The 26,773-nt window shown below is 49.0% G+C and carries 21 protein-coding genes and 2 pseudogenes; 20 read left to right on the top strand and 3 right to left on the bottom strand.

Annotation, left to right across the window (positions count from 1 at the left end):
• Positions 1 to 28: 28 nt before the first annotated feature.
• Positions 29 to 2,431 (bottom strand): carbohydrate-binding protein, encoded by a 2,403-nt coding sequence (locus M3194_RS20850; RefSeq protein ID WP_251656020.1) that lies wholly within the window; start codon positions 2,429 to 2,431, stop codon positions 29 to 31.
• A gap of 68 nt (positions 2,432 to 2,499) precedes the next feature.
• Entirely contained in the window at positions 2,500 to 3,546 is a 1,047-nt protein-coding gene (locus M3194_RS20845; protein WP_251656019.1) for a glycoside hydrolase family 19 protein, read from the bottom strand.
• Positions 3,547 to 3,957: 411 nt separating this feature from the next.
• Here M3194_RS20845 and M3194_RS20840 point away from each other — a divergent pair, with 411 nt between their 5' ends.
• The 19 genes and pseudogenes from M3194_RS20840 (at position 3,958) to M3194_RS31700 (ending at position 23,684) form a co-directional block, all read left to right on the top strand.
• Positions 3,958 to 4,818, top strand: coding sequence for a LysR family transcriptional regulator (locus tag M3194_RS20840; protein ID WP_251656018.1), 861 nt, complete (start codon positions 3,958 to 3,960; stop codon positions 4,816 to 4,818).
• A 287-nt stretch (positions 4,819 to 5,105) separates the two neighbouring features.
• A pseudogene (locus M3194_RS20835) lies at positions 5,106 to 5,297 on the top strand (helix-turn-helix domain-containing protein); the annotation flags it as partial.
• A gap of 63 nt (positions 5,298 to 5,360) precedes the next feature.
• Entirely contained in the window at positions 5,361 to 6,467 is a 1,107-nt protein-coding gene (locus M3194_RS20830; RefSeq protein WP_251656207.1) for an MEKHLA domain-containing protein, read from the top strand.
• 97 nt (positions 6,468 to 6,564) lie between these two features.
• On the top strand, positions 6,565 to 7,326 hold the full coding sequence (locus M3194_RS20825) for a GNAT family N-acetyltransferase (protein ID WP_251656017.1): 762 nt from the start codon (positions 6,565 to 6,567) through the stop codon (positions 7,324 to 7,326).
• Between the two features lie 241 nt (positions 7,327 to 7,567).
• On the top strand, positions 7,568 to 8,401 hold the full coding sequence (locus M3194_RS20820; RefSeq protein WP_251656016.1) for a GNAT family N-acetyltransferase: 834 nt from the start codon (positions 7,568 to 7,570) through the stop codon (positions 8,399 to 8,401).
• A 58-nt stretch (positions 8,402 to 8,459) separates the two neighbouring features.
• The gene (locus M3194_RS20815; RefSeq protein WP_251656015.1) at positions 8,460 to 13,010 is read left to right on the top strand and encodes a discoidin domain-containing protein; all 4,551 of its coding nucleotides are present in this window, start codon (positions 8,460 to 8,462) and stop codon (positions 13,008 to 13,010) included.
• A gap of 27 nt (positions 13,011 to 13,037) precedes the next feature.
• Entirely contained in the window at positions 13,038 to 13,298 is a 261-nt protein-coding gene (locus M3194_RS20810; RefSeq protein ID WP_251656014.1) for a hypothetical protein, read from the top strand.
• Positions 13,299 to 13,327: 29 nt separating this feature from the next.
• Positions 13,328 to 13,467, top strand: a pseudogene (locus M3194_RS31705) (peptidase M20); the annotation flags it as partial.
• Positions 13,468 to 13,712: 245 nt separating this feature from the next.
• A complete protein-coding gene (locus M3194_RS20805) occupies positions 13,713 to 13,901 on the top strand; it encodes a hypothetical protein (protein WP_251656013.1) in 189 nt (62 codons plus the stop codon).
• A 325-nt stretch (positions 13,902 to 14,226) separates the two neighbouring features.
• Positions 14,227 to 16,215, top strand: a complete 1,989-nt coding sequence (locus M3194_RS20800; protein WP_251656012.1) for an ABC transporter substrate-binding protein — start codon at positions 14,227 to 14,229, stop codon at positions 16,213 to 16,215.
• 120 nt (positions 16,216 to 16,335) lie between these two features.
• Positions 16,336 to 17,334: an ABC transporter permease gene (locus M3194_RS20795; protein ID WP_251656011.1), complete on the top strand. Its 999-nt coding sequence runs from the start codon at positions 16,336 to 16,338 to the stop codon at positions 17,332 to 17,334.
• A 3-nt stretch (positions 17,335 to 17,337) separates the two neighbouring features.
• Positions 17,338 to 18,474, top strand: coding sequence for an ABC transporter permease (locus M3194_RS20790; RefSeq protein ID WP_251656010.1), 1,137 nt, complete (start codon positions 17,338 to 17,340; stop codon positions 18,472 to 18,474).
• Positions 18,475 to 18,507: 33 nt separating this feature from the next.
• Positions 18,508 to 19,551 (top strand): ABC transporter ATP-binding protein, encoded by a 1,044-nt coding sequence (locus M3194_RS20785; protein WP_285889417.1) that lies wholly within the window; start codon positions 18,508 to 18,510, stop codon positions 19,549 to 19,551.
• Between the two features lie 2 nt (positions 19,552 to 19,553).
• Positions 19,554 to 20,591 (top strand): ABC transporter ATP-binding protein, encoded by a 1,038-nt coding sequence (locus M3194_RS20780; protein WP_251656009.1) that lies wholly within the window; start codon positions 19,554 to 19,556, stop codon positions 20,589 to 20,591.
• Positions 20,563 to 21,138 carry an HAD family hydrolase gene (locus M3194_RS20775; RefSeq protein ID WP_251656008.1) on the top strand — a complete coding sequence of 192 codons (576 nt, stop codon included), beginning with the start codon at positions 20,563 to 20,565 and terminating at the stop codon, positions 21,136 to 21,138. The genes M3194_RS20780 and M3194_RS20775 overlap by 29 nt, the downstream gene beginning before the upstream one ends.
• A complete protein-coding gene (locus M3194_RS20770; protein WP_251656007.1) occupies positions 21,101 to 22,201 on the top strand; it encodes a LacI family DNA-binding transcriptional regulator in 1,101 nt (366 codons plus the stop codon). The genes M3194_RS20775 and M3194_RS20770 overlap by 38 nt, the downstream gene beginning before the upstream one ends.
• Positions 22,198 to 22,560, top strand: a complete 363-nt coding sequence (locus M3194_RS20765; RefSeq protein ID WP_251656006.1) for a glycerophosphodiester phosphodiesterase — start codon at positions 22,198 to 22,200, stop codon at positions 22,558 to 22,560. Before M3194_RS20770 ends, M3194_RS20765 begins: the two co-directional genes overlap by 4 nt.
• A 191-nt stretch (positions 22,561 to 22,751) precedes the next feature.
• Complete coding sequence (locus tag M3194_RS20760; RefSeq protein ID WP_251656005.1) at positions 22,752 to 23,099, top strand: VOC family protein; 348 nt, start codon at positions 22,752 to 22,754, stop codon at positions 23,097 to 23,099.
• Between the two features lie 102 nt (positions 23,100 to 23,201).
• Positions 23,202 to 23,684: a CBO0543 family protein gene (locus M3194_RS31700; RefSeq protein ID WP_397334371.1), complete on the top strand. Its 483-nt coding sequence runs from the start codon at positions 23,202 to 23,204 to the stop codon at positions 23,682 to 23,684.
• A 50-nt stretch (positions 23,685 to 23,734) separates the two neighbouring features.
• On the opposite strand, the gene M3194_RS20755 is transcribed toward M3194_RS31700, so the two are convergent.
• Positions 23,735 to 24,643 carry an AraC family transcriptional regulator gene (locus M3194_RS20755; protein ID WP_251656004.1) on the bottom strand — a complete coding sequence of 303 codons (909 nt, stop codon included), beginning with the start codon at positions 24,641 to 24,643 and terminating at the stop codon, positions 23,735 to 23,737.
• 125 nt (positions 24,644 to 24,768) lie between these two features.
• Here M3194_RS20755 and M3194_RS20750 point away from each other — a divergent pair, with 125 nt between their 5' ends.
• Positions 24,769 to 25,596, top strand: a complete 828-nt coding sequence (locus M3194_RS20750) for a phytanoyl-CoA dioxygenase family protein (RefSeq protein WP_251656003.1) — start codon at positions 24,769 to 24,771, stop codon at positions 25,594 to 25,596.
• Positions 25,597 to 26,773 lie beyond the last annotated feature (1,177 nt).

Here is a 26,773-nt window from a genome sequence, read left to right as displayed (position 1 = left end):
GCGTCTTCAATACCGACACGTTAGGCTTTTATTTTCTTACAAGCTCGAAATCGTCAAACGCTGCCCAGTTGCCGGCATTAGCGTCGCTCCAGACACCGATCTCAATTCGGCCATTAGTTACATTGATGGTATCAATCGTGTATCTCGTATAATTGACGACGGGATGGCTTCCGATAACCGCTTGAACCTCCGCGGCGCCATAATTTTTCGCATACAGATGGAGAGCCTTATGTCCGCCGCCTGATCTGGCCCATACGCTGACGGAATAGACTCCGTTTGGCACGGCCAGTGATTGAGACGTAAGCTGCTGATACGATCCAGCGCCCCAATGAGTCAGCTTATAGCTGCCCGTGCGCGGTTTGTCTTCATCCGCTTTACACGCTAATTCGGCACCGCTATGCCATTCCGTCCAACCCTCCAAATGACCGGTTTCAAATCCAGGATTCTTTATCAAATTTGTCGGCTGCTGAGTTGCGGGCTGTTGATTCGTAAATTGAATCCAATTCAGATTAAATCCCGGTCCTGCGGCGTAAGCACGCAACGTCTTCTGACCTGCGCTGAGACTTACTTCGCCGCTCACGATCTTCCATTCTTGCCATCCTCCCGTATTAGGAACGGGTATTGTGCTTAATACGGTATCGCCTAATTTCAGCTGGAGAGATCCGGTATTGACTTGACTCGCGACACTTAGCTCTACCTTATAAGTCCCTGCAGCAGCTACATGCACGGCGTAATCCATCCAATCTCCTGCTTCAATCCATCCAACATTTAATCCACCGCCGGCATCCTTCGTGTTCTCCAGCTGCACGCCGCTCATTGCGCTGTATTGTTCAGCCTCTATCCTGCCAGGAATAGGCTTATAGTTAACGGCGGTTATTCCGCCGATTCTCTTCAACTTCTGATCCAAATACAGCGATTGCGGAGAGAGATTTCCTCCTGTTCCTATGCCCTCCACAAAATCCTGCGGCGCGGATCGCTCCGAAGAAGGTACATTGAATTCTACGCCGCTGGCTGCGCCGCGGGTGCCAATCACATAACCTCGGCCGAATTGTTTGGATTTCACAATAGCCGACTGCCCGGGGGCATAAGCGACGCCGTTTGTATTCCATATGGCCGATTGCGATGTGGTCCAGCCATGCTCCACGGTTCCGTAAGGCCGGTAGATCGCTTCAATATAATCCCCGTTCAGGGTCATATTGTCGAGAAGATTCGCCATGCTTAAATACATATGGAAGTCTGTCGCCAGCCGCGGTTTGTTTGATGTACAGTCATAAATGACATTGCCGCTGGTCCACATATATTGGAACGTAAAGTTATGTCTGCCGAGGGTAGCTGCGGCATGCTGTACCAAATTATCTTCGCCCTGCATTAAGTAGAGATACCCGTTCCCGCCTTCTCCCTTATACTGCGGCTTCTGAAAATGGGTGTTCTGAACCGTTACCGCTCGGGACTGATACAATACGATCCCGTGAGAGAGCAAATGGACATCACTCGTGTTGGAAGAAGGCTTGAAGCTGTCCACCTCGTGAATCCAGCTGTTTTTCACATATGAAAAACCAATCGCTTTAGAGGCATGCACCTCATAGGCAGAGGTTCCCGCCTTCTTATAATCCAGATCTCCCCAAGTGGAGCCAGCGTGTTGCTTCATGCCGATGGATAATTGCTCAATCCCGATCTCCGACAGCATTTCTCCAACTTTGAACACCCTTGCCTTGTCTCTTGTCTTGAGAGAATAACGGATTGGAATATCTACCGTAAGCGTACCCGCTGCCGTGTCGATTGCCGTGATTTTGCGGTAGAAGGCGGGTCCTTTAACAGCTGCAGCGTTCCACTTGCCCGACATCCCATGTTCAGCAATGAAAGCATCCGTAGCATCGGAATGCAGTACGATAAAATCATTCGCGTTATACCCGCTGACGCTGCTTACAGGAATAACGGTCGCCATAGGATTTACGTCGCTTCGGATAGGCGTCGGCGCGTTAGTGGGGGTTAGCCAGTCAGCGGAGTGGGCGGGAGCTACGCGAATGATCGATTTCTCCCGCATATTTGTTGCGTCATTGTAAATGAAAGTTGCGGTTTTGCCGGCCCCCCGCAGAACGACATTGTTATTTTTAATCCACAGCGCACTTGAGCTTGTCCCTTGCGGGTGAACGCGGTATGTACCTGCGGGTAAATAAACGATACCTCCGCCTGCAGCGCCTGCCGCATTGATCGCATTCTGGATGGCTGCCGTCGAGTCTGCTTTTCCGCTGGGGTCTGCTCCGTATTGCGTTACGACATTATGGACGGAGCCGGGAGGCGTTGATGGAATCTGCTTTTCACCTCTCCAATAACCGGCATAGGAAAAGTCTTGAAGAAAGCTTCCTTGGGTATCTTTATAGCCGGGTGTCCAATTCTCCGGATATAGTGAGCTTCGCCATGTTTGAGCCATTGCTGGACCTCTTTCTCTTGCCATTCAGCAAGCAAGATTTAATCGTATATCGTTGATAGGATAGGGGATTAGCAAGAAAGATGATTGCCTGGACTTACGCCGAGGATGGCGCAAATTTTCTTGTACTGCTCAACTCGGTTAGGCACCGCGCCGCCGCCTCCGCGGTTACACTCCAATGCTCCGTTAATGGTACGAATGGTTTCACCGAATCCTTTTGATTGAACCATAGCATTATGGCAGGTCATCGTGCCGGCACCGGTCTGGGTATTCCAGAACCACAATGCTGTCTTCATCGCAACGGAAGGGTCCTGCGCAACTAGATCCGGATTTGACAGCAGCGGAAGGCCAAGTGCCTCGCCAGCGGCTCCATAATTGTAGTTCCAGCTGATCTGCAAGGGACCGCGGCCATAATATTGCTTGCCGGGAACGACTTTATATTTGCTGTTATAGTCGAAATAGTGGTTGTAGTTCGCCTTGTTCGCTTCAACGATGTGGTACAGTCCGCCTGTCTCGTGATGAATGTTGGCGAGGAAGGCAGCGGCTTCTTGACGTTCAATCGTATGGCCGCCCGTTTTGGCGAAAGCAGGGTAAGCGCTGGTAGCAGCCACTAATCCGGCATAAGTGTAGAAACGGTTGCGGCCGGGGAAGATTTGATTGAATTGCTGTTCAGTAACTACGAATCCGTTAGAAGGCTGCGCTGGAGGGCTTGCCGGAGTTTGATTTTGCTGAGCGGTTATAATAAATTCTTCCCAGCCCGAAGCTGCAGGCCTATTCGCATAAAGAACGCCATCCTCGTTCAGATCGGCGCATACGTACAGATTGTTAGCCACTGCTTGCAGGGCAATCTTTCCATTGCCGCGATCAATTCTCTTGAATTTCTCCCAAGCTTGAATCGTTGTTGCTCTTGCAATCAGCTTCGTCTTTTCATTCAAATCAGCCGTAACGTATTTGTTATTGGCAGAGGACAGGAAAGAGATCGTACCATCGGAATTGCTAATTACGTTAAAGGTTTCCCATCCCTTAGCCGCTGTCCGATTAGCTATTAGCGGGCTAGCTCCTTGATCTTCGGCTGAGACATAGTTGTTGCTGAATGCGGATTTTATGACAGATAACATGATTTTACCTCCTAAATAGTGGAATGAAAGAATTGCATCATCGAATGAATTGTAGGTTCAGAAATTCTTTTATACAAATAATGAAATAATAAATTATTTATCATTAAATTTATAAGTGAGGAATTTCACTGTATCTTAATATCCTATTTAAGGAATATATATTTCGAGTAAGTCAATATTCCTAATAAAAACATAGTTACATTAGGAAAAGTTGGCATATTATCTATTCTGATGTAGGCCAATAGGTATGGAGGGGCTAAAACTCCGACGTTTGGTTCATTTTTGGAATATGAAATGAATACATCGGATGTAACTGAGGGAATTCTAAGAAAATGCCGATTCGTATTTGTAGTCGTACGGTTTATTTGCGTAGTTGAGAATATGGAAAAGTTATGAGGGATGAATATGAGAATGGAATGGTTGGAGGCCTTTCGGCAAACTGCGGAGTTGAAGAGTTTGACCAAAGCGAGCGAATCCTTACATATTAGTCAACCTGCATTAAGCAAGCAAATCCGCAATTTGGAGATTGAACTGGGAGCCCAATTATTAACCCGTTCGTCCATCGGAGTGACTTTAACTCCGGCTGGCCAGATTTTGTTTGAAAGAAGCAAAAATATCATTAACGAAATGAATGTAACCAAGCGAGAAATAGCCCTTATTCAAGACGAAGGAAAAGTTGATCTAACGATTGGTTCTTGGCCAAGTATCGCAACGATATTTCTCCCCATGCGAATCGCTGGCAATCAGCAGTCAAAGCCCAAATTGGACGTAAAAACCCGTGTGTTTTATTGTTTTTACGATTTATTGACTAATTTGGACAACGGCATTCTCGACGCCGCCTTATTTGATGATAGAGGAGTGAAGCATTCCTATTACACGGAGCCGGTATTTACGGAAAAGTTTTTTTTATTTGTTAATGTAAAGCACCCTGTTTTCGGAGACAAAGAGGAAGTAAGGTTTGATGAGATTAAGAATGAAACCTTTGTGATGCTGCCCGAAGGCTGTGATGTAAGGATGCTGGTGGAGGATGAATTTACCGCAAGAAATGGAACGCTGAACATCTCGTTAGAGATCGAGTTGGGGCAAAGCATTCTAGGTTATATCCATGCCGGTTTGGGAATTTCCATATTGCCTGAAATCTTTATTATCCAGATGAAGGACACCATAAAAGCCATCCCTATTACGGATTTTGGAATCATGCGTCAAATCTCCGTTATTACCCGAGAAAAATCCATTAGCAAACAGCTGCTGGGCTTTATTTTTAACCAGTAAGCATGGAGTCATTCTTCGCTTCGGCAATCCCAAATTAAATGTGATCGTAACTTCCCCTAAAGCTAAACCTCTTAAACTATCGTTCAACCAGGCTGCAGCCTCATAACCATTTGTTATACCCCGCCTAACATAACGCTAGTACAATCCCCAGCTATGCAATGTTACAGTAAAGCTACTATTAAAGGGATATAAATAGATTTCATAAAAAATTTTATCAATCCTTCATGATTTCCTAATTTGTTGGATATGTGAGAGAACCTTACAATTAAATTTATTATGAATTATTGATGGAAGGAGTAGTTATGGTTGATTTTGAATGGTACCGAAGCTTTATTGCCATTTATAAACACAATTCGGTTTCAGAGGCTGCCAAGACCCGGATCATGACTCAGCCGGCGATGAGCCAGCATCTCGCCTCGCTTGAAGCCAGAGTTGGCGAACAACTGTTCTCTCGAACTTCACGAAAATTAGTTCCAACCGAGCGCGGTAAGCAGCTCTATTCTCATCTTGCCCCTCATATAGAGGCCCTAGAGGAGAAAACGATGGAATTAAAACATAATTTGTCTCCACTAATGAACACGATAAAAATCGGCACAATGCCGGAGTTGTTTACGGAGAAAGTGATGGCTTCATTGTCTCAGATGGAATTTCATACCGTCTCCTATTTTGGCGATGCCGAACAATTGTTGGAGCTGCTGAAAGAAGATCGCGTGGATATCATTCTAACGAGCAAGAAATTTGTGACGCCAGGCATTGAGTATGTGCGGTTTATGCAGGAAAGCTTTGTCGTTGTTGCCCCATATGAAACCGTTGTGCCGGATTTTACTCATTTGAAGGATATGGAGTGCTGGCTCTCGGAGCAACGATGGATTAGCTATGGTCTCGAACTGCCTATTATTAGAAAGTACTGGAAAGAATTTTTCAAGAAAGGCCCGCTGATTAATCCCGTGCATGTTATACCAAGCTTGCCCTTAATATTAAGAGCGATTGAGGAAGGGGCGGGAATAAGCTTGCTTCCCACCTATATGCTGAAGAATCAGAAGGTGAAAAAGCCTAGGTGGAAATTCGTTTTTGAACACATGACCGTACATAACGATCTGTTGATTGGAATCAAATCCAAGCATAAGCACGTTCCGGTCATTAATGAATTCATTAAATGTCTATGCGAGCAAAACAAGCACAAGATCAAAGAGCTTACCGGAATCGGAGCAACAAACGAGTATGCTCAATTAATCATAGATAGCTACGAGCGTTTAACGGGGAAGATGCTCTTAGGTGAGAAGGCGATGCCAGGCAAGGAATTTGATCAGCTGTATCACGCCGGGCTTGTCGTTCTGACTCATGGGCGGGAAGCGGATCCTGTTCTTCATTTTGGCAATCTTGCGGCCCAGGAACTGTGGGAAATGGATTGGAGCACTTTTATCGGGACTCCGTCTAGATGGACGACCGAGCCGGTGGAGAGGGAGGAGCGCGAGCGCTTCCTTAGCCTTGCAGGTGATAACGGCTTTATCGATAATTATACGGGAATCCGGATCTCCAGCACGGGGCGAAGATTTTACGTGATCGAGGCTACGGTGTGGAATCTAATCGACGAGAAAGGCAATAATCATGGGCAAGCTGCCGCTTTTCGAAAATACCGATACGTTTAATTAAGATAAACCTTTGGCGAATCTCTAGCATCGGTATCCATAGATTGCAATTTTTTTATGAACAAGGAGAATGCTTTTGACTAGTAACAGGAAACAATTGATTGTCGATAATTATATTCATGCTTATGAGAAGCTGAGCAAGTGGAGCGGGTTGTTCTCATTCGTTCAAACCGAACGCATTCAGCGTTGCGAATCCCCTATTTCATTTGGTCTAATTAATAGCGTATTAACCTATAAACGTTCAGAAACCAAAGATCCAGTGGAAGAAGTTAAAGAAATTGAAGATGCATATGCCAAGCAAGGAATGAAGCTCCATTGGTTGACTTATTCCCATGAACCTGATGAACTCGTTGAAAAGGCTTTGCTCGTTAACGAGTTTCAGCCAATCGAAGAGATGACCGGGTTCGGATTAGCATTGGAAAAATGGTCTTCCGATCTCCATATTCAAGGATTTGAGGTCGGAGCCGTTCAAACAGAGACAGAAATTGAAACCTACCGGAAGATAGCTCTTGCCGGCTTTGGTATTCCGGATAATTTGGCGGATATTTTTTGCAAAATCTTCGTAGACGGCCCTTTTCAAGACAAGTCTATTCAACATTATGTAGCCTATATGGAAGGCGAGCCGGTAACTACCGTCACGACGTTCAAGGAGGATGGGGTTGTAGGCATTTATAATGTTGCAACGCCAGAGGCTCACCGTCGAAGAGGCTATGCCAGAACGGCTCTTGCCGAAGTGCTGCGCGAAGTGCAGAAGCAAGGAGCACAACAAGCGGTCATTATTGCTACTCCGATGGCAGCGAGTGTTTATCCATCTGTTGGATTCAAGGAAGAATTGACCATTCAATTATTTTCGAAGTAATTCTTATAAATCACGTTACTGGACAATACGATTATTTTTTTCTTATTCGAAGGCGGTCGGCGAAAAAACTGGCGGCCTTTTTATATTCGCAATAATAATCAATACTTCCATAAAACATATAATCAAATTTATATTTTCCTTATCATTTCGTAATTTGTTGTGGATGTAATAAAATCTTACACTAATCAATGCGGATTCATGTCTGTACATTTTAATAGAAGATAAAAGGAGAGAAACAAAAATGGAAACAGCCCTTGACAGTCATGTCCATATCGCGATTGAAAAGGTTGAACAAGAGGCATGGTTTGATTTGTTTGCCGCTGCAGCTGACAGCAAGGTTCAGAATTCGAGCGTTTCAAGTATGCGTTTGGGTACGAATATTGCTCTTGCAGATCCCGGAACGCCAATATCCGAATTCAATCGAGTTCTTGGTTTGGGGATTGAAAAGCCTGCAAGCGAAGCGGATTTGGCACAAGCAACTACATGGATGAGGGAACATGCAGCCCCGTCCTTTGCTTTGCAAATTGCACCAACCGCGCTTCCCAGTAACCTTGAAAAGATCATTCAAGCAAATGGATTTTATCGTACCGGTAACGGATGGGCGAAATATTACCGGGATGCAGCGCCCGCGGAAAGTCATCCCATGCCGTCAACGCTTGAAGTTAAGCTGATGCTTCCCCAACATGCCGCAGACTTTGGACATGTGGTGCATGCCGGATTCGGATTGCCGGAATCAATGATTCCATGGTTTTCGGCATTGGTCGGACGTCCGAAATGGAGCGTTTACGTAGCATACGAGAGTCATGTTCCCGTTGCTTGCGGGGCGATGTTTATCGATAAGAATTGGGCATGGTTCGGGATAGATGCCACCTTGCCCGAATATCGCGGACGGGGAGCCCAGAATGCGTTAATTAAGCAACGGATTACCGACGGGATTGCAGCAGGCGTGATCGGATTCACCGCGGAAACGGGACAACCGTCAGAGGGAGAAGAGGACAATAACAAGTCCTACTGTAACTACCACCGAGCTGCGTTTAAGAGATTGTACATTCGTCCGAATTATGTAACGAAGTAATCGTTTTTCCGGTATGCCCATAAATGTTCATGTTCGTTCTTACAAAAGGAGAGAAGAAATGTTTGCTGCAATGCGAAAAAAACGCCTTCGCTGGTTTCATGCCATAACAGCCATTCTGGTATTGCTTGGCAGTGTGCCGTTATTGTCCGGGCTGCAGGTACAAGCGGCCGAAGCGGAAAGCAATCTATTGTCCATGAACCGTTCGATTTACGCTTCGTCCTCGCTTGGAGGCAATACGCCGGATTTGGCCGTCGACGGCGACGTGAATAGCCGTTGGGAGAGTGTCTGGAAGAAGGATCCGCAGTGGATTTATGTGGATCTGGGAGCTGCTGCAAGCCTCAGTAAAGTTGTAGTTAATTGGGAGAATGCTTATTCTAACGCTTATACCATTCAGGTCTCCGATGACGAGGAGAGCTGGCAAGACCTAACACCAATTATTCAGGGAAAACCAGGTGAGATTGCAATTTCTGTCTCCGGTACCGGACGCTACGTTCGTCTCTTCAGTTACGAACGCGCCCTGCAGCCTTACGGAATATCCATTCGCGAATTCAGCGTATACGGATCTGGCGGTTTGGGCGGCCCGCCTCAACCCGCGGCTCCGAATCTGGCGCTCAATCATCCGGTAACCGTCTCTTCTTTGGAAATCGACGAGCCTAGCAAATCGGCCGAAGATAAAGCCAAAATGAAAGAAATCAATTATCTGGCTAATAATGCCACAGACGGAAATAAGGACTCCCGCTGGTCTTCCATCTACAAGGATAAGGAATGGCTCTATGTAGACTTGGGACAGATTAGCGAAATTGGCAGCGTGTCGATGAATTGGGAAGCCGCTTTTGGTCGGGCTTACGACATTCAGGTATCGGACGATGCCACGCATTGGACGACTATATACCGTCAGCTTAACGGCAACGGAGGCAAAGAAACGATTCCGGTCTATGCCAAAGCCCGTTATGTGAAATTAGCCGGCATCGCGCGCGGAAGCTACAACGGCTATTCGTTGTTCGAGTTCGAAGTGCGTGCTTACCGTGAAGGGGATCCGAAGCCGGCGCATGAGATTCCGGCTATTCCGAATGCCACTGCCGTTCAAGTAGGAGCAGGCAGCTACGAACAGAATGATATTACGCAATTAGAACCGAAGAATCCGACTTACCGCACCTCCAATATTACATCGCCGATACCTTCGAACGATTGGTGGCAGTCGATTCTCGTCTCCAATCTTGGCGACGGCAACAGCCTTATTACGCTGCCTCTGAAGAATTGGTATACCAAGCAGGGACTCGCTGTATTGAATCCCGGCGCCGGCTTTCCGCATGGCGATTCCATCGACGCCGATGGCGATCCGGACTTATACCTGACTAGCAATAATATGAACCCGGCGAACATGGAGACGAAAATCTCCGGTTATGGCGATTATTCCGCCAGCGTGATCCTCAGCGATGACGATACGTCAAAGATGCGCACGACCTTTGTCAAAGGATCTCCATTCCTGTACAACGCGTATGAAAATCCGGATGCCGTTACTTTACAATCGCCGGCAATGACCCGATTGTTTGATGATAACAACAATCCGGTGCTGGTGAATGACGGCGACGTGTATACGGCTGACCATATCGGTTTGGAAGTAACCAATAAGGATAAAGCGCCAACGCCTCAAACCTTCGTGCGCCATTACGGCATTTTTGTGCCTGAAGGAACAACCTTCCGGAAGCTGGGCAACACGATCAAGATCAAGCTAGGCTCTGGAGAAGATTACTTATCTCTTGCGGTGCTTCCTTCCGCAGACGAGCTCGGCATGTATTATCAGCATGCTTATGCCTTTGTGACCGATACGAAGGTCGACTACCATTTTGATGAACAGACATCTATGGTAACGACAAACTTTAAGACGTCCACGGAGCTAAAGCGTCCAGGGTTTTCGCCGGATACGATTATGACCATGCTGCCCCATCAATGGAAAATTTCAGATACACCTCTTACTGATCTGAGTTATCCGTCGATTCGAGGCACCATGAAAGTAACGGTTGGCAATTCCTTTACCACGTCGGATCGCTTTAACGGCCTGATTCCGCAGTTCGTCGAGCCAAACGACCCGACTTATTCCCGCGCCCAGCTCGTCGCATATCTGGATCAACTGGATGCCGATGTCGCTAAAGGCGTGATGGTCGATGATCCTTATTGGCAGGGCAAAAAACTGCATCCGCTCGCTCTGGCAGTGTTGATCAGCGACCAGCTTGGCGATAGCGAACGAAGAGACCGTTATCTGGCTTCGCTTAGAACGATTTTGACCGACTGGTACACCTACACGCCGGAAGAGAAGCTTCATGCTTATTACTTTCACTACTCCGATTATTGGGGTTCACTGATGGCTTACCATAGCGGATTTGGTCTTAACACCGGTTTGACGGACCACCATTTCACGTATGGGTACTATATTTTTGCCTCGGCCGTATTGGCCACTTATGACAAGGAGTTTCAGCGTGACTATGGAGGTATGGTCGAAACGCTGATCCGGGACTACGCGAATCCGTCCAGAACCGATGCCCAGTTCCCATGGTTCCGAAATTTTGACCCGTACGAAGGTCATTCCTGGGCGGGAGGTTATGCCGATAACCACAGCGGCAACAACCAGGAAGCTGCCGGCGAATCGTTGTTCGGCTGGGTTGGCGAATATATGTGGGGATTGGTTACCGATAACGATACGTACCGAGATGCGGGAATATGGGGCTTCACGACCGAGGAGAAAGCGGTTGAGCAGTACTGGTTTAACTATGACGGCGATAACTGGGTGGAAGGCTACAACCATGCCACCGCGGGTCAGGTTTACGGCAGCGCGACTGCATTTACCACCTTCTTTAACGGAGATCCGGAATATGTCTACGGCATTCACTGGCTGCCGCCCGCGGAGTGGATGACCTACTACGGACGTCAGCCGGAGAAGGCCGCCGCGTTGTATGAAGGCTTGATTAGCGAGATCGATGGCGGGCAGGAGCGAGCCTGGTATCACATCATCTGGCCATTTGAATCGATCAGCGATCCTGAAGCCGTACTGAACAAGTGGGATACCACGCACATACAGCAAAATGAAGCGTTTAACGCCTACTGGTTTGTGCACAGCATGGCATCACTTGGCCATCGGAGCGCCGATATTTGGGCTGATGACCCGGCAGTAACCGTATACGAGAAAGACGGAGTATATACGGCGCAAATTTGGAATCCTTCGGAAAGCGCCAAAACCATTCATTTCTTTAATCAAGATGGGGCTGCAGGCTCCGCAACCGTGTACGCCAACGCGCTCGTATCGGTTAACCCGCTGAAGAACACTGTTCTTGACGGCCCGGATCCCTCCCAAGGGATTAAGTACTTGGATCGTTCCGCATGGGAGATCAAAGCTTCCAAAACAGGAGAGTCTCTCAAGCATCTGACAGACAGCGATCTGTCGACGCGGTGGTCGTCTGGCAAAACGCAGGCCGCAGGCGACTGGCTGCAACTCGACTTGGGCGCCGAGCAAAGCTTCGATACTTTGTTCATGAACTCGGGCATGAATTGGAACGATTACGCGCACGGGTATGACGTATACGTTTCCAAGAACGGAGAAGATTGGGGCGAACCTGTCGCCTCCGGAAACGGCACATCGCCGAGCATAGCGGTATCGCTTCCGGAACAAAAAGCCCGGTTTGTCAAGATCGTCCTGACCGAGGACAACAACAGCTGGTGGTCCATCTCTGAAGTCAAGATCGCCCAATTCGGGAAACCGTCTGCCGAAGCACCGACTGATATAACAGGCCCGTTAGACCGTTCGGTCTGGACGGTTACGGCTTCCTCTACGCAGGGAAATGATGCTGCGGCTAACATGCTGGACGGAGATCACAACACTCGTTGGACAACTGGCCAAAACCAAAGAAGCGGCGATTGGCTGCAACTTGATTTGGGCGAGGCGAAAAGCTTTGATACGGTTACTTTGAGTTCGGGAAGTTCCGCGAGTGACTATATGCGGGGTTATCAGCTATTTGTTTCCGCCGACGGGGAACATTGGGGAACGGCAGTAGCCGGCGATATAGGAGAAGCCGGAACGACTATAATCAGTCTCCCGGTTCAGCATGCCCGATACATCCGGATCGTCCAAATCGGTGATGCCGATAAATGGTGGTCTATAGCCGAGCTGAACGCATTCAATTACGGTATAGGAAAACAAAAACCGCTCGAGCCCGGCAACTGGACCGTGACAGCTTCTTCGACGGCTGGAGGGGAGAGTGCTCAGGCTATGCTGGACGGCAATCCGGATACACGCTGGTCGACGGGCAGCGAACAGAAGAACGGTGATTATATCAAGCTCGATCTAGGCGCTGATCAAACGTTTAATCAGGTTGTATTGGATAGTGGCCGCAGCTATGAAGACTACATGAAAGGTTACGAGGTATATGCATCGGATGATGGCGAGAGCTGGGGCCAGCCAGTGGCTTCGGGAGCAGGAACGGGACCATTGGTTATGATAACCTTCCCGCAGCAACAAGCGCGTTATATGAAGGTTAAGCAGACAGGCGTAGATCCGCATTGGTGGTCCATTTCCGAGCTGCGTCTCTTTACGTCGGATCATTTGCTAAATGACTGAGACATCAAGTAAGGAGTTATGTAATCTATGAGCTATGAGCGTTATTTTTCAGAGAATCAAGATCGACATCTATCCGAACTAAAGGAGATTCTCGCTATTCCCAGCGTATCGGCGTTATCCGGGCATCGTCCCGATATGCTGAGGGCTGCCAAATGGTTTGCGGATCAACTCGTGAGTGTCGGCATGGAGCATGTTGAGATACACGCTACAAACGGATTTCCGATTGTGACGGGTGATTACTTGCACGCGCCAGGCAAGCCCACCGTACTCGTCTACGGTCGTTCTTAAGCAGGAAGGAACGCTTCCGGTCAATATCAACCCGTATCTTTAAGGCACCGGTCGTGTTGATGGGATTCGGCCTGCCTGACGAGAATTTGCATGCTCCCAATGAGCATCTCAATCTCGAAAACTTTGAAAGGGACTTTTGACAATCACATCCTTCTTGAATAAGCTCTGAATATTCGTTCTAGACTTTATAGCTCCGAACTTTTTGTTGAAGCCTAGAGAAGTATGACAAATATGCATTCGTACAAGCACTATGGTTGCTATTTTCATAGATTATTCTATCTTATATTTTGGGGGAGTGATCTCATGGCCCTAACCGTAGAGTGCGCATTACGACAGATTGCCAGACTTTCGAGGAAATTAGCCAAGGACGTGCCATTTCGAAAAAAAGTCGAAGATCTTATCGGAGACAATGAATTGAGCAAGAATCAAAAAGTGATCAGAATGAGAGCGTTGCTGAAATCGGCCGGGTTCAAATCTCCCAGCCGCGTGCAATTCCTTGATGATCTTGAAACGGGCATGGTTGTCGTCTCTTATAATGCCCGTGATACTAGATTGCAAATCAATACAACCGTGTCCTTCACTTTCGCGCTGCAGCCGGGGTAACGAGCGAGAAGCTCCGGTTATCGGCATCTTCAAGACGGAGAAAATAACTTTCGATCTTAAACCTCCCTATTCAGGGAGGTTTTTTAAGTTGCCTGCAAGAAAGTGAAGCGCTTTATATTTTATTTCGACGGAGCCATTAAACCGCTTTAATAGATGACATTCTTTCAAAAAAAGCGCATACAATTTACAAAAAATTAACAAAATTTAAACCGGTTTAATTGGTTACGGAGGTGAGCGGTCGCTTTTCATGGCAGCCTAGAATTGACTTAAGGCAAGAAGGAAAGCACATTCGAAGCAAACATAGTTCACGAATGGAGGGGTTTAGTTGAGGAGACAGAGGAAGCTTCTGATCGTTCTATTAGTCATCATTTCTATTATCGCGGCAGGGTGTACGAATAATAGCAATTCGCCTGCGCCGTCGGACGCGCCGGCGAAGCCGAGCAACGACAATAAAGCCGTTGACGTAGGCAAGGGTGGTGGCGGTTCGGATACGGCAGCAGCCAAAGAAGCGCCGATGCTCGCCAAGCTCGTGGCAGACGGCTCGCTGCCGCCGCTTGCGGAACGCTTACCGGTTCAGGCAGACGTCATGGTGGAACCCGTTGTTGACCAAATCGGACAATACGGCGGCGACTGGACGATGGCATGGACGGGCCCGGGCGACAAGTGGTCCGTCGGGCAGCCGACAGAGGAGGCGTTATTCCGCTTCAACAAGGACGGCAGCGGCGTTGAGCCGAACGTAGCCAAAAGCTATGAAGTCAACGAAAATTCGACCGAGTTTACCATTCATCTCAGGGAAGGCATGAAATGGTCCGACGGCGAGCCTTTTACGGCGAATGACGTGCTGTTCTATTGGGAGCACATGCTGACGAAGGAAACCTTCGGCAAGGCGATCTACGATGCTTATTACTCGGTTGATCCGGTTACCGGCGATAAAGCGCTGGCTACCGTCACGAAGGTGGATGATTATACGTTTAAGGTCGTTCACAAATACCCAAGCGTACAGTTCCTCGAACGCGTCGCGATTGACAACAAGTGGTTTTTCGCGCCGGCCCATTTCCATGAGAAGATCCTCCCCGAGCTTGTCGGCGAGGACAAAGCGCTGGAGATCGCGAAGCAGTGGGGCTTCGAGGACACGACCGCGTTCCTGAAGGAAACCGGTTATTATTACTGGCTTTATTCGCAAATTCCGACGCTCCGCCCATGGGTGGCCAAGAACGATCCTAACAGCGACCAGTTTATTATGGAGCGGAACCCGTACTATTGGAAAACCGATCCGGAAGGCAATCAGTTGCCGTATATGGATCGAATCGTCGCGACTAAGATCCAGGATCCGAGCCAACGGGTTCTCGGTACTCTGGCAGGCGACTTTAACTTATCCACGTTTGGAGCGCAAGACTTCACCGTGCTGAAGGAAAACGAGAAGAAAGGGGATTACCGCGTTATCGCCTGGCAGCAACCGGCTTGGATGACCTCGGGTATTCAGCTCAATCAAACCATAGACGATCCTAACCTTCGGAAATTGTTCCAGGACATCCGATTTAGGGAAGCGCTTTCCCTTGGGGTTAACCGCACCGAAATTACGGAGATCGTGACAAACGGCATCGCCGATCCGATTCAAGCGTCTGTCCAGGAAGGTCTTGTCGGCTACCAGGAAGGATGGGCGGATCAATGGTCGGCCTTCGATCCGGAGCGGGCGAACGCGCTGCTTGACGAGATCGGATTAACGAAGCGCGACAAGAGCAACTTCCGGTTGTTCCCCGACGGAAAAGACGTGACTCTCACGATTATGGACTCCTCCGAGGATAGCGCCAATTACACCGAGCTCCTCAAGAAATATTACGAGGACATGGGGATTAAGACAAACGTGAAGCTCGTGGATCAAGCAACGCTGCAGGAGCTGAAATATTCGAATCAGGTGCCGGTGAGCATCGAGAACATCTCCGTCGTAAACGTTGCTTATCGTCCCGATGCGCTCGTACCGCTTCGGGTCTTGACTCCATGGTATGGGCAATACGGCTTGTACGTTTCGTCCGGAGGCAAGGAAGGCATTAAGCCGGAGGGCGACGTAGCCAAGATTCTCGAGTATTGGGATCAGATAAAAGCGGCAGGAACAACCGAAGAGATTAACCGGCTCGGTGACGAGATCGTCAAGCTTCATATGAAAAACCAATGGGTGATTGGTTATGCCGGCCCGACGCCAACCTTGATCGCCGCATCAAACAAGATGGGCAACGTTCCGGAGGATCTGATCTGGGCCGACGAATTCCGTTCGCTTGGCGCAGCCCATCCCGCGCAATTCTATTTGAAGCCGTAACCGTTATTTCTCATGCTTGCCGCAAGGAGAGAGCAGAAGCTCCCCCTTGCGGCGGCGTGTTCATTCTAAAGACATTCGCGTAAGCGACGCAGAATGGTCAAAGGGAGGAGAGGATAACAGGTGCTACAGTATACGTTGAAGCGTATTTTATTGGCTATTCCGGTCGTGTTCTTTATCTCCGTTATCGTGTTCTACATTATACAGCTGCCGCCCGGCGATTACGTATCCAATTACGCGGCTGAAGCGTCAGTTGCCGGGGAGGTATTCACGCAGGCAGACATGGATGCGATGCGGGCGGATCTTGGACTTGACCGTCCCGTTTACGAACAGTACTTCATATGGATCAAGGACATCGTATTTTACGGAGATTTTGGTTTCTCCTTTAACTATAACAAGCCTGTGTTGGCCGTCATCGAGCAATATATGGGCCTTACGTTGACCGTATCCCTGGTCACGATGGCGTTTCAATATCTCGTGGCGATTCCGATTGGCATTTACTGCGCGGTCAAGCAATATTCGATAGGCGATTATTTCTTCTCGGGGCTGAGCTTTCTCGGGATGGCGACGCCGCATTTTCTGATGGCGGTCATTCTGATGTTCCTTTCCTATACATGGTTCGGCGACCCGCTGCTCGGCTTGTTCTCCGCCGAATACGTGAATGCGCCGTGGTCGATGGACAAGGCGATTGATCTGGCGAAGCATATGGTCATTCCCGTCATCGTTATCGGGCTGTCCGGAACGGCGGATCTGATTCGCGTCATGCGGGGACAGATGCTGGATGAGCTCAATAAGCCAAACGTGGTTACGGCAAGGGCGAAAGGCTTGTCGGAGAGAAAGATTTTGTTCAAGTACCCGACGCGCGCGGCACTGAACCCGATTGTCAGCACGTTCGGCTGGTCTCTGACGTCGATTTTCACCGGATCTACGATTACGGCGATTGTCTTGAACCTGCCGATTCAAGGGCCGGTCATGTTTAATGCCTTGCTTGGACAGGACATGTATCTGGCCGGGACTTGGCTGCTGTTCATGGCGCTCTTGACGGTGCTCGGAACCTTGATATCGGACATATTGCTAGCGTGGCTGGATCCAAAAATTCGCACAGAATTCAGGGGAACGTAGCCTATGAGACGATTCGGAAAACGACAAGCGGCTGCCGCCGAGCCGGCCATGGACAAGGATGCGAATTACAGCTCGCAATGGCGACTCATATACGTACGGTTCAAGAAGCATAAGCTCGCCCGGATCAGTCTGGTCGTGCTGGCGCTCCTCTACGCTGGAGCCTTATTCGCCCAATTTCTAGCGCCTTACGGGCTGGAGAACTACGACAGCAAATACGTGAACGCGCCGCCGATGAAGCTCCGATTCGTCGACGCGGAAGGGAAGTTCCACATCCAGCCGTTCGTGTACGGGCTGAAGTCGGGACGCGATCCGGAGACTATGCGCAAAGTTTTCACATCCGACACGGAGAAGAAGTATTCGCTGCAATTTTTCGTCAAAGGGGAGAAGTACAAATTTCTTGGCCTCGTGCCTTCATCCACGCACTTGATTGGCGTTAAGGAGCCAGGACGTCTATTTCTTCTTGGCACGGATGCGCTGGGAAGGGACTTGTTTTCCCGTATTTTGCTAGGAAGCCAGGTGTCGTTAAGCATTCCTCTCGTTGGGGTCGGCATCAGCTTTGTATTAGGTTTGATTATTGGAGGCGCGTCCGGCTATTTCGGTGGCTGGCTGGATGCGGTCATTCAAAGGGTCATCGAAATTATTCGTTCCTTCCCGACGCTGCCGTTATGGATGGCGTTGTCAGCGGCAATTCCTCCGCGTATTCCGGTCGTCCGAATGTACTTCTACATCGTTATTATCTTCGCGTTCATAGAATGGACGGGGCTGGCGAGGGTCGTAAGGGGCAAGTTTATTTCCCTCAAAAACGAAGATTACGTCGTAGCGGCCAAAATTGCGGGCGTCAGCGACACGAAAATCATCGTGAAACATCTGCTGCCCGGCTTTATCAGCTATCTGGTCGTTGCCACTACGCTTGCTATACCCGGCATGATTCTGGCGGAGACGGCGATGAGCTTCCTCGGACTTGGCATTCGTTCCCCCGCCACCAGCTGGGGCGTGCTGCTGCAGGAAGCGCAGAAGATCGACAATATCGCATTGTATCCGTGGAAAATCATTCCTCTTGGCACGGTTATTCTTACCGTATTAACGTTCAACTTTCTTGGCGACGGCTTGCGCGACGCGGCGGATCCGTACAAAAGGTAGGTCAAAATTCAAGGTTATAGCGAGGGGATACCTATGACAGCTGAGACCGTTCAACCGCAGCAGCCGCTTCTCCGTGTTCAGGACCTGAAAATTCGGATCCAGATGGACAACGGAGTAATGAATGCCGTGGACGGGGTCGATTTTGAAATCCGCAAAGGAAAAACGTTGGGCCTCGTTGGCGAATCAGGCTGCGGCAAAAGCTTGACGAGCCGCGCGCTTATCGGCATTAATCCGAAGGAATGCGAGACATCGGGGACGATCGCGTACCGGTCGTCCCAAGAGCCCGAGGCGAAGGGGGAGGCGCTTGATCTGCTTGCGCTGGACCCTAACGGCCGGAAGATCCGTTCCATTCGCGGAAGGAAAATCGCCATGATCTTTCAAGAGCCGATGACCGCGTTCTCGCCAATGTACACGATCGGGAATCAAATCATGGAAGCGATTCTGATCCACCGGACCAAAAACAAAAAGGAAGCAAAGAAGCTGGCGCTCGAGATGCTGGGCAAGGTCGGCATATCTGACCAGGAGAAGCGGTTTGACCAATATCCGCATGAGTTCTCCGGCGGCATGCGCCAGCGGGCGATGATCTCGATGGCGTTGTCGTGCAACCCCGAGCTGCTTATCGCCGATGAACCGACGACAGCGCTGGATGTGACGATTCAAGCCCAGGTGCTGGAGCTGATGAAGCGGCTGCAGCAGGAATTCGGCATGGCGATTCTGCTGGTGACGCATGATTTGGGGATCATCGCGGAAATGTGCGACGAAGTAGCCGTCATGTATCTTGGCAAAATCGTCGAGCAGGCGCCAATGAAGGAGATCTTCCGTAATCCGAAGCACCCGTATACGAAAGGGCTTCTTCGCTCCATGCCAAGGTTAGGCGGCAATAAAGCAAAAAGGCTGGAATCGATCGAAGGCTCGGTTCCGATCCCGGTCAATATGCCCCCGATGTGCGGCTTCTACGACCGCTGCAAGGACCGGATCGAAGGTGTATGCAATAGGCAGTCCGTACCGGCAACGCAAATTTCCGATACCCACACGGTCAGATGCTTCCTGTATTCGGACCAGAAGGGAGGGCAATAACGGTGGCAAAGCCCATATTGGAAATTAAAAATCTCAATAAGGAGTTTAAAGTTAAGTCCAAGAAGGCGCTGTTTGCCAAGCCGGCATCCGTGCGCGTGCTGCAGGATATTTCCTTTCATCTGATGGAAGGAGAGACGCTCAGCATCGTTGGCGAATCGGGCTGCGGCAAGACAACGCTCGGCCGCTGCATCGTCAGGGGCATGAATGCCTCATCCGGCGAAGTCGTGTACCGCACGGAGGTCGGGGAGTCCGTTGATTTCCTGAAGCTGAAAGGCGCCGAGTCGAAAAGGTTCAGAAAAGACATTCAGATGATTTTCCAGGATCCGTATTCGTCGCTAAGCCCGAGGATGAGCGTATTCGATATTATTTCCGAGCCGCTGATCGCAAATTTCAAGCTGCCTAAAGCAGAAGTGGAGCGGAAAGTGGCGGCCATCGCGGAGAAAACGGGTTTAAACGTCAGCTACCTTAAACGTTATCCGCATGCTTTCTCCGGCGGGCAGCGGCAGCGGATCGCCATTGCGCGGGCGCTGATTACCCAGCCGAGACTGATCGTATGCGACGAAGCGGTATCCGCGCTGGACGTGTCGATTCAAGCTCAGATCATAAATCTATTGAAGGATCTGCAAGAGCAATATAAAATCACGTATATATTCATCTCTCACGATCTATCGATCGTAGAGAACATCTCGGACCGCGTGGCCGTCATGCATCTGGGCAAGGTAGTCGAAATGGCCGGCGTTGACTCCATGTTCAAGCAGCCCAGACATCCGTATACCGAGGCGCTTCTCTCCGCCGTGCCGCAGCCGGATCCGGATCTGAAGAAAGAGCGGATCGTTCTGGAAGGCGAGGTGCCGAATCCGGCGAATCCACCGAGCGGCTGTCATTTTCATCCTCGCTGCGGATACAAGACGGAGAGATGCGTGAAGGAAGTTCCCGCGTTGCGGGAAATCGGAGACAACCATATGGCGGCTTGCCATTACGCGGAACAATTGACATTAAGGGGTGCAAAGCATGAACGGGGAACAAGCGATGAACAATGATGCGAAAGAACTTATTATTTTCCTAGATTGCGGGGATACGATTATCGACGAAGGCACAGAGGTGCGGGACGAGTACGGAACGGTTATAGAGGGTAATGTCATTCCCGGAGCCGACGAGATGATCAGAACGCTGGCTGAGCGCGGGTACCGTCTGGCGATTGTGGCTGACGGTCTTGCCCAATCGTTCAAAAATTTGCTCACGCTAAACGGCCTTTACGATTATTTCGAAGTATTGATCTATTCCGAACAGTTGAAGGTCGAGAAGCCGAGCCCGCGCATGTTCAAGGCGGCCATGGGAGCCATGGAGCTTGGCGAACAAGATCTAAGCAGGATCATCATGGTCGGCAACAACCTGTCGCGCGACGTCAGGGGTGCCAATCAGGCCGGTATAACGAGCGTGCATCTGAACTGGACCTCGCGCTATCCGAAAACATCGCTTGAATCCTTGGAACGGCCGGATTATACGATAGCAGAGCCGCTTGAGCTCGTGGAACTGGCGGAGCGCTTGAATGAAGAGCTCGCATCGAAGAAGCGGGTTCAGGCTTGAAGGGACGCAACGTCTAGCTATGGCCAAAATCGATGACGTGGCGCGCTTGGCCGGTGTATCCAAAGGAACTGTCTCCAACGTGTTTAGTCAGAAGAGGCCAACCAGCAAGCAAGTGACCGAAAGGGTGCTTCAAGCGTCGAAGGCATTGAATTATGTTCCGAATCACATAGCAAGAAGCCTCGTGACGAAGAAGACCATGGCGATCGGGCTTACCATCCCGCACGGCAACTTCTTTTTCAGCGCTTTTCACAACCAGTTCATTAACGGCGTCGTGCTTGAGGCTTCCCGGTTCGGTTATAGAGTACTGCTCGATATGCTGCCGGTGTTGGAGGTGAAGACGCCATCCCTCGCCAGCTACCCGATCGACGGCGCGATTGTGCTCGGGCCGACGGAGGAGGATGAGCGGATTCACTTGCTTGATCAAAGCGAGATTCCGTTCGTCACGGTCGGCAAAATTTTCAACTCGCGGGTAAAGGATGCGCCTACGGTTAACAATGACAACGCGCGGATCGTGCATGACATCTGCGATTACCTGATTGCCAGAGGGCATGCGAATCTCATGTTCCTGAATGCAGCGGATAGGATGACCGTTTCCACGGAGAGGAAAGCGGCATTTATCGAAGCGCTGGCGAAGCATCGGCTCGTCATGCGGGAATGGATGCATCATTGCAAGCCCCATATCCAATCGGAGCAATATCTGCATTATGGCTACGCGGAGACCATCCGTGTCATTCGGGAGAGCGGAGAGAGGGTGACGGCGATTATTGCGGACGACGACAGAGTGGCCTTCAACGCCATGAAAGCCATTAAGGATTTGGGTCTCCGCATTCCCGAGGATATTTCGCTGTTCGTCATTTGCGGCGATCTGTCGATGATGCGCCAGACGATGCCGCCGCTGACCGGAATGGACCTGCAGCCCTCCGAGCTGGGCGCGCAGTCCGTCAAGCTGCTTATGCATAAGCTCGGCAGCAACAAAGGCTATTATCCGGATCATATGATTGTTGCGAGCAAAATCGTAGAGGGAGCTTCATGCTCTGCGATAGAAGGAGAGTGGTCAAGTTGAAACGGCCAATGATAGGCGCCCATACGGGCAGCGGCGCAAGTCCGGACAACACTCTTCCTTCGTTCATGGAAGGCATCCGAAGCGGGGCGGATATCGTGGAGGTGGACGTGCATGCCGAGGTAGACGGGACGGCGGTTCTCCTGCATGACGATTCACCCTATCTGCTGACCCACACGTTCGAGCAGTTGAACCGGCCCGACATGCGGCGGCGCCTGAACCCGGCTTACGAGGAGCATGAGATCGCGACGCCGGAGCAAATCCTGCAGCTATCGGATCGTCTTGGCACGAAGCTTAATATCGATTTGAAATCGGCGGCCAGCATCGAACCGGCCGTTAAAAAAGAAACTGCCGGAAGCTAGATAGGGCGGTTTCTTTTTTTGTTGAGACAAGGCGAATGCATGCTCCTTCACGTAGAAGCACCATCCAATAAGCGGCTGTTATTATTGTTGGAATAAGGGCAGTATGTTGAGAAGGAACTCAAAAATCAATCTCGAATATCTCAATGGGATCGGATGAATAAGAATGAGATAGAAGACAGGAGTTAGATACGATGATAAAGGGTTTTGGAGGCATATTCTGGAGAACGGGAAATCTTGAAGTTGTGAAAAAATGGTACAGCGAAGCGTTGGGGATTGAAATCGGGGATTGGAATGGGACTGTGATCAAACCCCAATCCGGAAATGAGACGATCTTTTCGTTTTTTACCGAAGATGACAGCTATTTTCCGACCGATCAACAAGTGATGTTAAATTTCCAAGTACATAATCTAGACCAAACGATTAAGCATCTGGAACACATTGGCGTACCTCTTGCCAAGAACAAGGAAGCCAGCGAATATGGACAATTTATTTGGATTAAAGATCCTGAAGGCCGATTAATCGAGCTTTGGGAGAAATAAGAAGGACAAATAGGCTGTCGGTCATAAGATCGGCTGCCTCTTCGTCTTTTTAGGATGATTTTGGTGAATACTGTATGTAAAATGAGCAGGTAAGGTGTAATTATGATCTTTAACATTATTGTTGGCTTTATCATTCCTTGGCTATGCTTCGTTGCAGCGCGGCTTCCAAATAAAATAAAGCTGGCTCTTCGCGTTTTTCCAATCAGCTCGTTAATCGCGTTTCTTCTCAATGACTTTTTTGTCAAGCATGGCTTCTGGATTGTTAAGCCGATAGTGGAAACGAATGAATCTTATTCGGCGATACCGTTTAATCTAGGATTGTATCCGGTGTGGGGAATATTCCTCATCTACGTTATTGAAAGGCGCATTTGGTCTCCGATTATATTTATCTGTATTTGGAGTATAGGAATTACTTGTGCGGAGTATGTTCTTGTCGTAATGGGAAGGGTGATCTATGATAATGGCTGGCATATAGCCTGGACGCTAATCTCCTACATTGCGGCATTCTCAGTTGTATATTTGTACTGCAAATTCGCTAGGTTTGAAATTGGAATCTCTAACAATGACAGCAGCAGCCGATCCTAGAATCAGCTGCTTTTTTTGCGTGAAGTTTAGCGCAAGAATTACCTTTCATATTACTCAAATAGGGTATGAGACGGCTTGCGGTGAGCGGCTCTCCATTGGCTTGGGGTTATGCCGGTAACCTTCTTAAATACCGTGCTGAAATGCTGGCTCGTCTTGAATTCTAGACCTAAAGCGACGCGGGTAATGGCAATATCGGAGTGCGTTAACAGCTGCGCGGCGTATTCTACACGTGATCGCTCCACGAAGGAGGAAGGCGACTGGCCGAAGCTCTCCCGGAACAATCGGTAAAAATGGGATTCACTTACCCCTATCGCGGCTGCGATGTCCCGGTTGTTCCAATGCTTCTCGGGATTTCGCTGAATATTTTCCGTAACGGAACGCAAGGCAGCTTGCAAATCCTCCGGAATCTGCAATTCAGGCGAAGGCTCGGTCATGTTAAGAATAAGATCGAGCACAAGATGCCGGACCTTCAGATTAAGCCATGGCTGCGCTTCCGTTTGAAGAGTCTGCCGCAGCCTGCGGAAGCTAATTTTCAACTGGGCATTGGTCCGCAAGATTCTTGGCAGGCTTTGCAATTTGTCTATGACAGCGGCGGTTTCACTTTCGCTAAGACCAAGCCACGAGGAGCCTGTTAAAGGCATTCTTACGATCATCCACCAGATCGAGCAGGGCTCCATATAGTCCATTCGCGCCCGGTGAGGCTCATTCGGACGGGTATGAAACATTTCTCCGGCTCTTGTCTCATAGTATTGTTCATTGACCTCCCAAGTAACTTTCCCGCTTTCCGTCAGCACGAATTCAAAGGCTCCGTCATGCTCATGATGCGACAATCTCATCGCTTCCGTGGAATGATCATGGCCAAGCATGAGCAGCTCGGGAACTTGGCTCACATTGGATTTGTCGCTGGTATTATCCGCTTCGTATACCCATCGTCCAGAACGGCTTTTCCCAGATTTCATCAGCAGGTCTCCTTGTGTCAAATCATATCTATGTATAAGATCCTATTCGATAGTTTCCGGGAAGTCAAAGCCTATCTAAGCTGATATCTTATAAGGGTAAATACAACGCCAAGCGATGAGGTGGAATGATGGGATTTATTCCTTATGATGTGACGGAACAGGATAAGTTGGATTTTGAACGCGACGGCTATTGGATCAGCCCTAAGCTGATTGATGACGAGACGATTGAAAAGCTTCGCCAGGCGCACGAGCGGATATGGTCATCCGATTTCGACGGCGATGGCTATCCGATGCATGACATTCGTATTCCCGAGAATGATTTGGCGCTGCGCAAACACGATAACGGCTGGTGGATTAACGACGAGGTTCGAAGCGTTGTAACCCATCCGGATTTAGGGCGTATGTCCGCTGAGCTGCTTGATGAATCCTCTATCAGGCTTTGGCATGATCAGATTATTTACAAGCCAAGCGCCGCAGGTCAGGAGACGAGGCTTGGCAATGTGGGCTGGCATCAGGATTACGCCTTCTGGAGATGCAGCAGTACAACGAATATGGTAACGGTCTGGATTGCCCTGCAGGATACAGATTTGAACAACGGGGGGATGAGGACGATCCTAGGCTCTCACAAATGGGGAGTTGTTGAAGGCAGCGCTACTTTTTTTGAGCAGGATTTGGATGGCCTTAAGGAGAAATTCGCCAGAGGCGAATGGAATGATGAACCGTGTATTTTGAAGGCTGGCCAAGCCAGCTTCCACCACGGTCTAACGTTCCACGGCTCGGGTCCGAATCTATCCGAGCATCCACGGCTATCCATTGTCGCCCATTTGATGCCGGGCGATACGGTGTATAAGTCTGGCAGAGGCAGACATGACAATGTTCGTCTGCTTGGTCCCCGTCCATACGACGGCCAGCCTTTCAATAATGACTATTTCCCTCTGCTTTACAGCAAATAAGCCAGGCGGAAGGAAGGGCCAATGCCCTTCCTTTTTTTATGTGCGAGAGGCAGGAAACAGTCAGAGTCCATCCAATATAAGATTTGGAAGACTATTTGTGATGCTGCTTGAGATAATGGGGTATATGTTTCCTGTAAGATTAGAATGAAAGGCTATGGACCTTTAGCAAAAATAAACAATTTGGCTTAGACGTTAAAAGCTGCCGATAAAGATCAGCGGCTTTATTGCGTTAATGGGGCCATAAAGCAGGGCAGCGGCGGGTTAACTCGATTATGTGGTACTATTAAAACTAGTATTCGAGTTTAGAAGGCTGGTTTAATTCTTCAAATCTATCAGACCATAGTTGAAAATAAAGGCATTAAAGCGGACGCTCCAACAACCTACGCGTGGACTCCTAATCTAGATATACCGGGATCGTACTGCAAAAACGGGCGATACGATTTTTTAGATGAACTAGGAAATAGCGTGGCAAGCTATGAAATATATTCATTGCTGCAAGCATTTCCCGCCACAACATTAGCCGGTTATTCCAAGTATTTGCTTTATAACGGCTCCGAGAACCAATGGTTTGAGTTTGAGGGTTCTGCAAGCATCTCTATTGAGCATTTCATTCATATGGCGTCTAAGCACGACTTGATAAAGGTGATTAGTAATACGGTAGCGTAACCAAATGCTACAAATTTATGATTACTGTTTAGAAAGGGCTGAACACGATAAGCTATGAAATTGCAAAGAATAGGTGTGCCATTGGTTATTCTCTTTCTGTTGGCAGCTTCGTTCTATTTCCTAAATACGAGAGTTTGGGTTGATAAGTACGTCATTAAAGATGACACAATCGTATTCGAGAATAATTATTACGTATACGATACATCCGATACAGATCATATAGGAAAGAGAATCGGCATTGTTTGTTTTGAAGGAAGAAAAAGAGGAATCACCGATTACATTTGGCCTGAGTGGGTGTATGAGTACAAAGGCGATAGCCTTCATAATCGTATTTTTGTAAGAGGATTAATGGATATAGGGGATACTTATATCAAGATGTAAAGATTTTGAAGGAATTAGAGAATCTAATCTAGGAAGAGATGAACGCGTCATCCATATTCTGGTTGACGCTATTCGTGAGCCCGTGATATAGTTTCATTATTCGAATTCTAATTAATTACTAAAAGGAGGT

This window comes from Paenibacillus glycanilyticus, from assembly GCF_023715145.1.
Taxonomy (GTDB): domain Bacteria; phylum Bacillota; class Bacilli; order Paenibacillales; family Paenibacillaceae; genus Pristimantibacillus; species Pristimantibacillus glycanilyticus_A.
The sequence above is the reverse complement of the archived record's forward strand: the minus strand, read 5'-3'. Positions and strand labels throughout refer to the sequence as shown.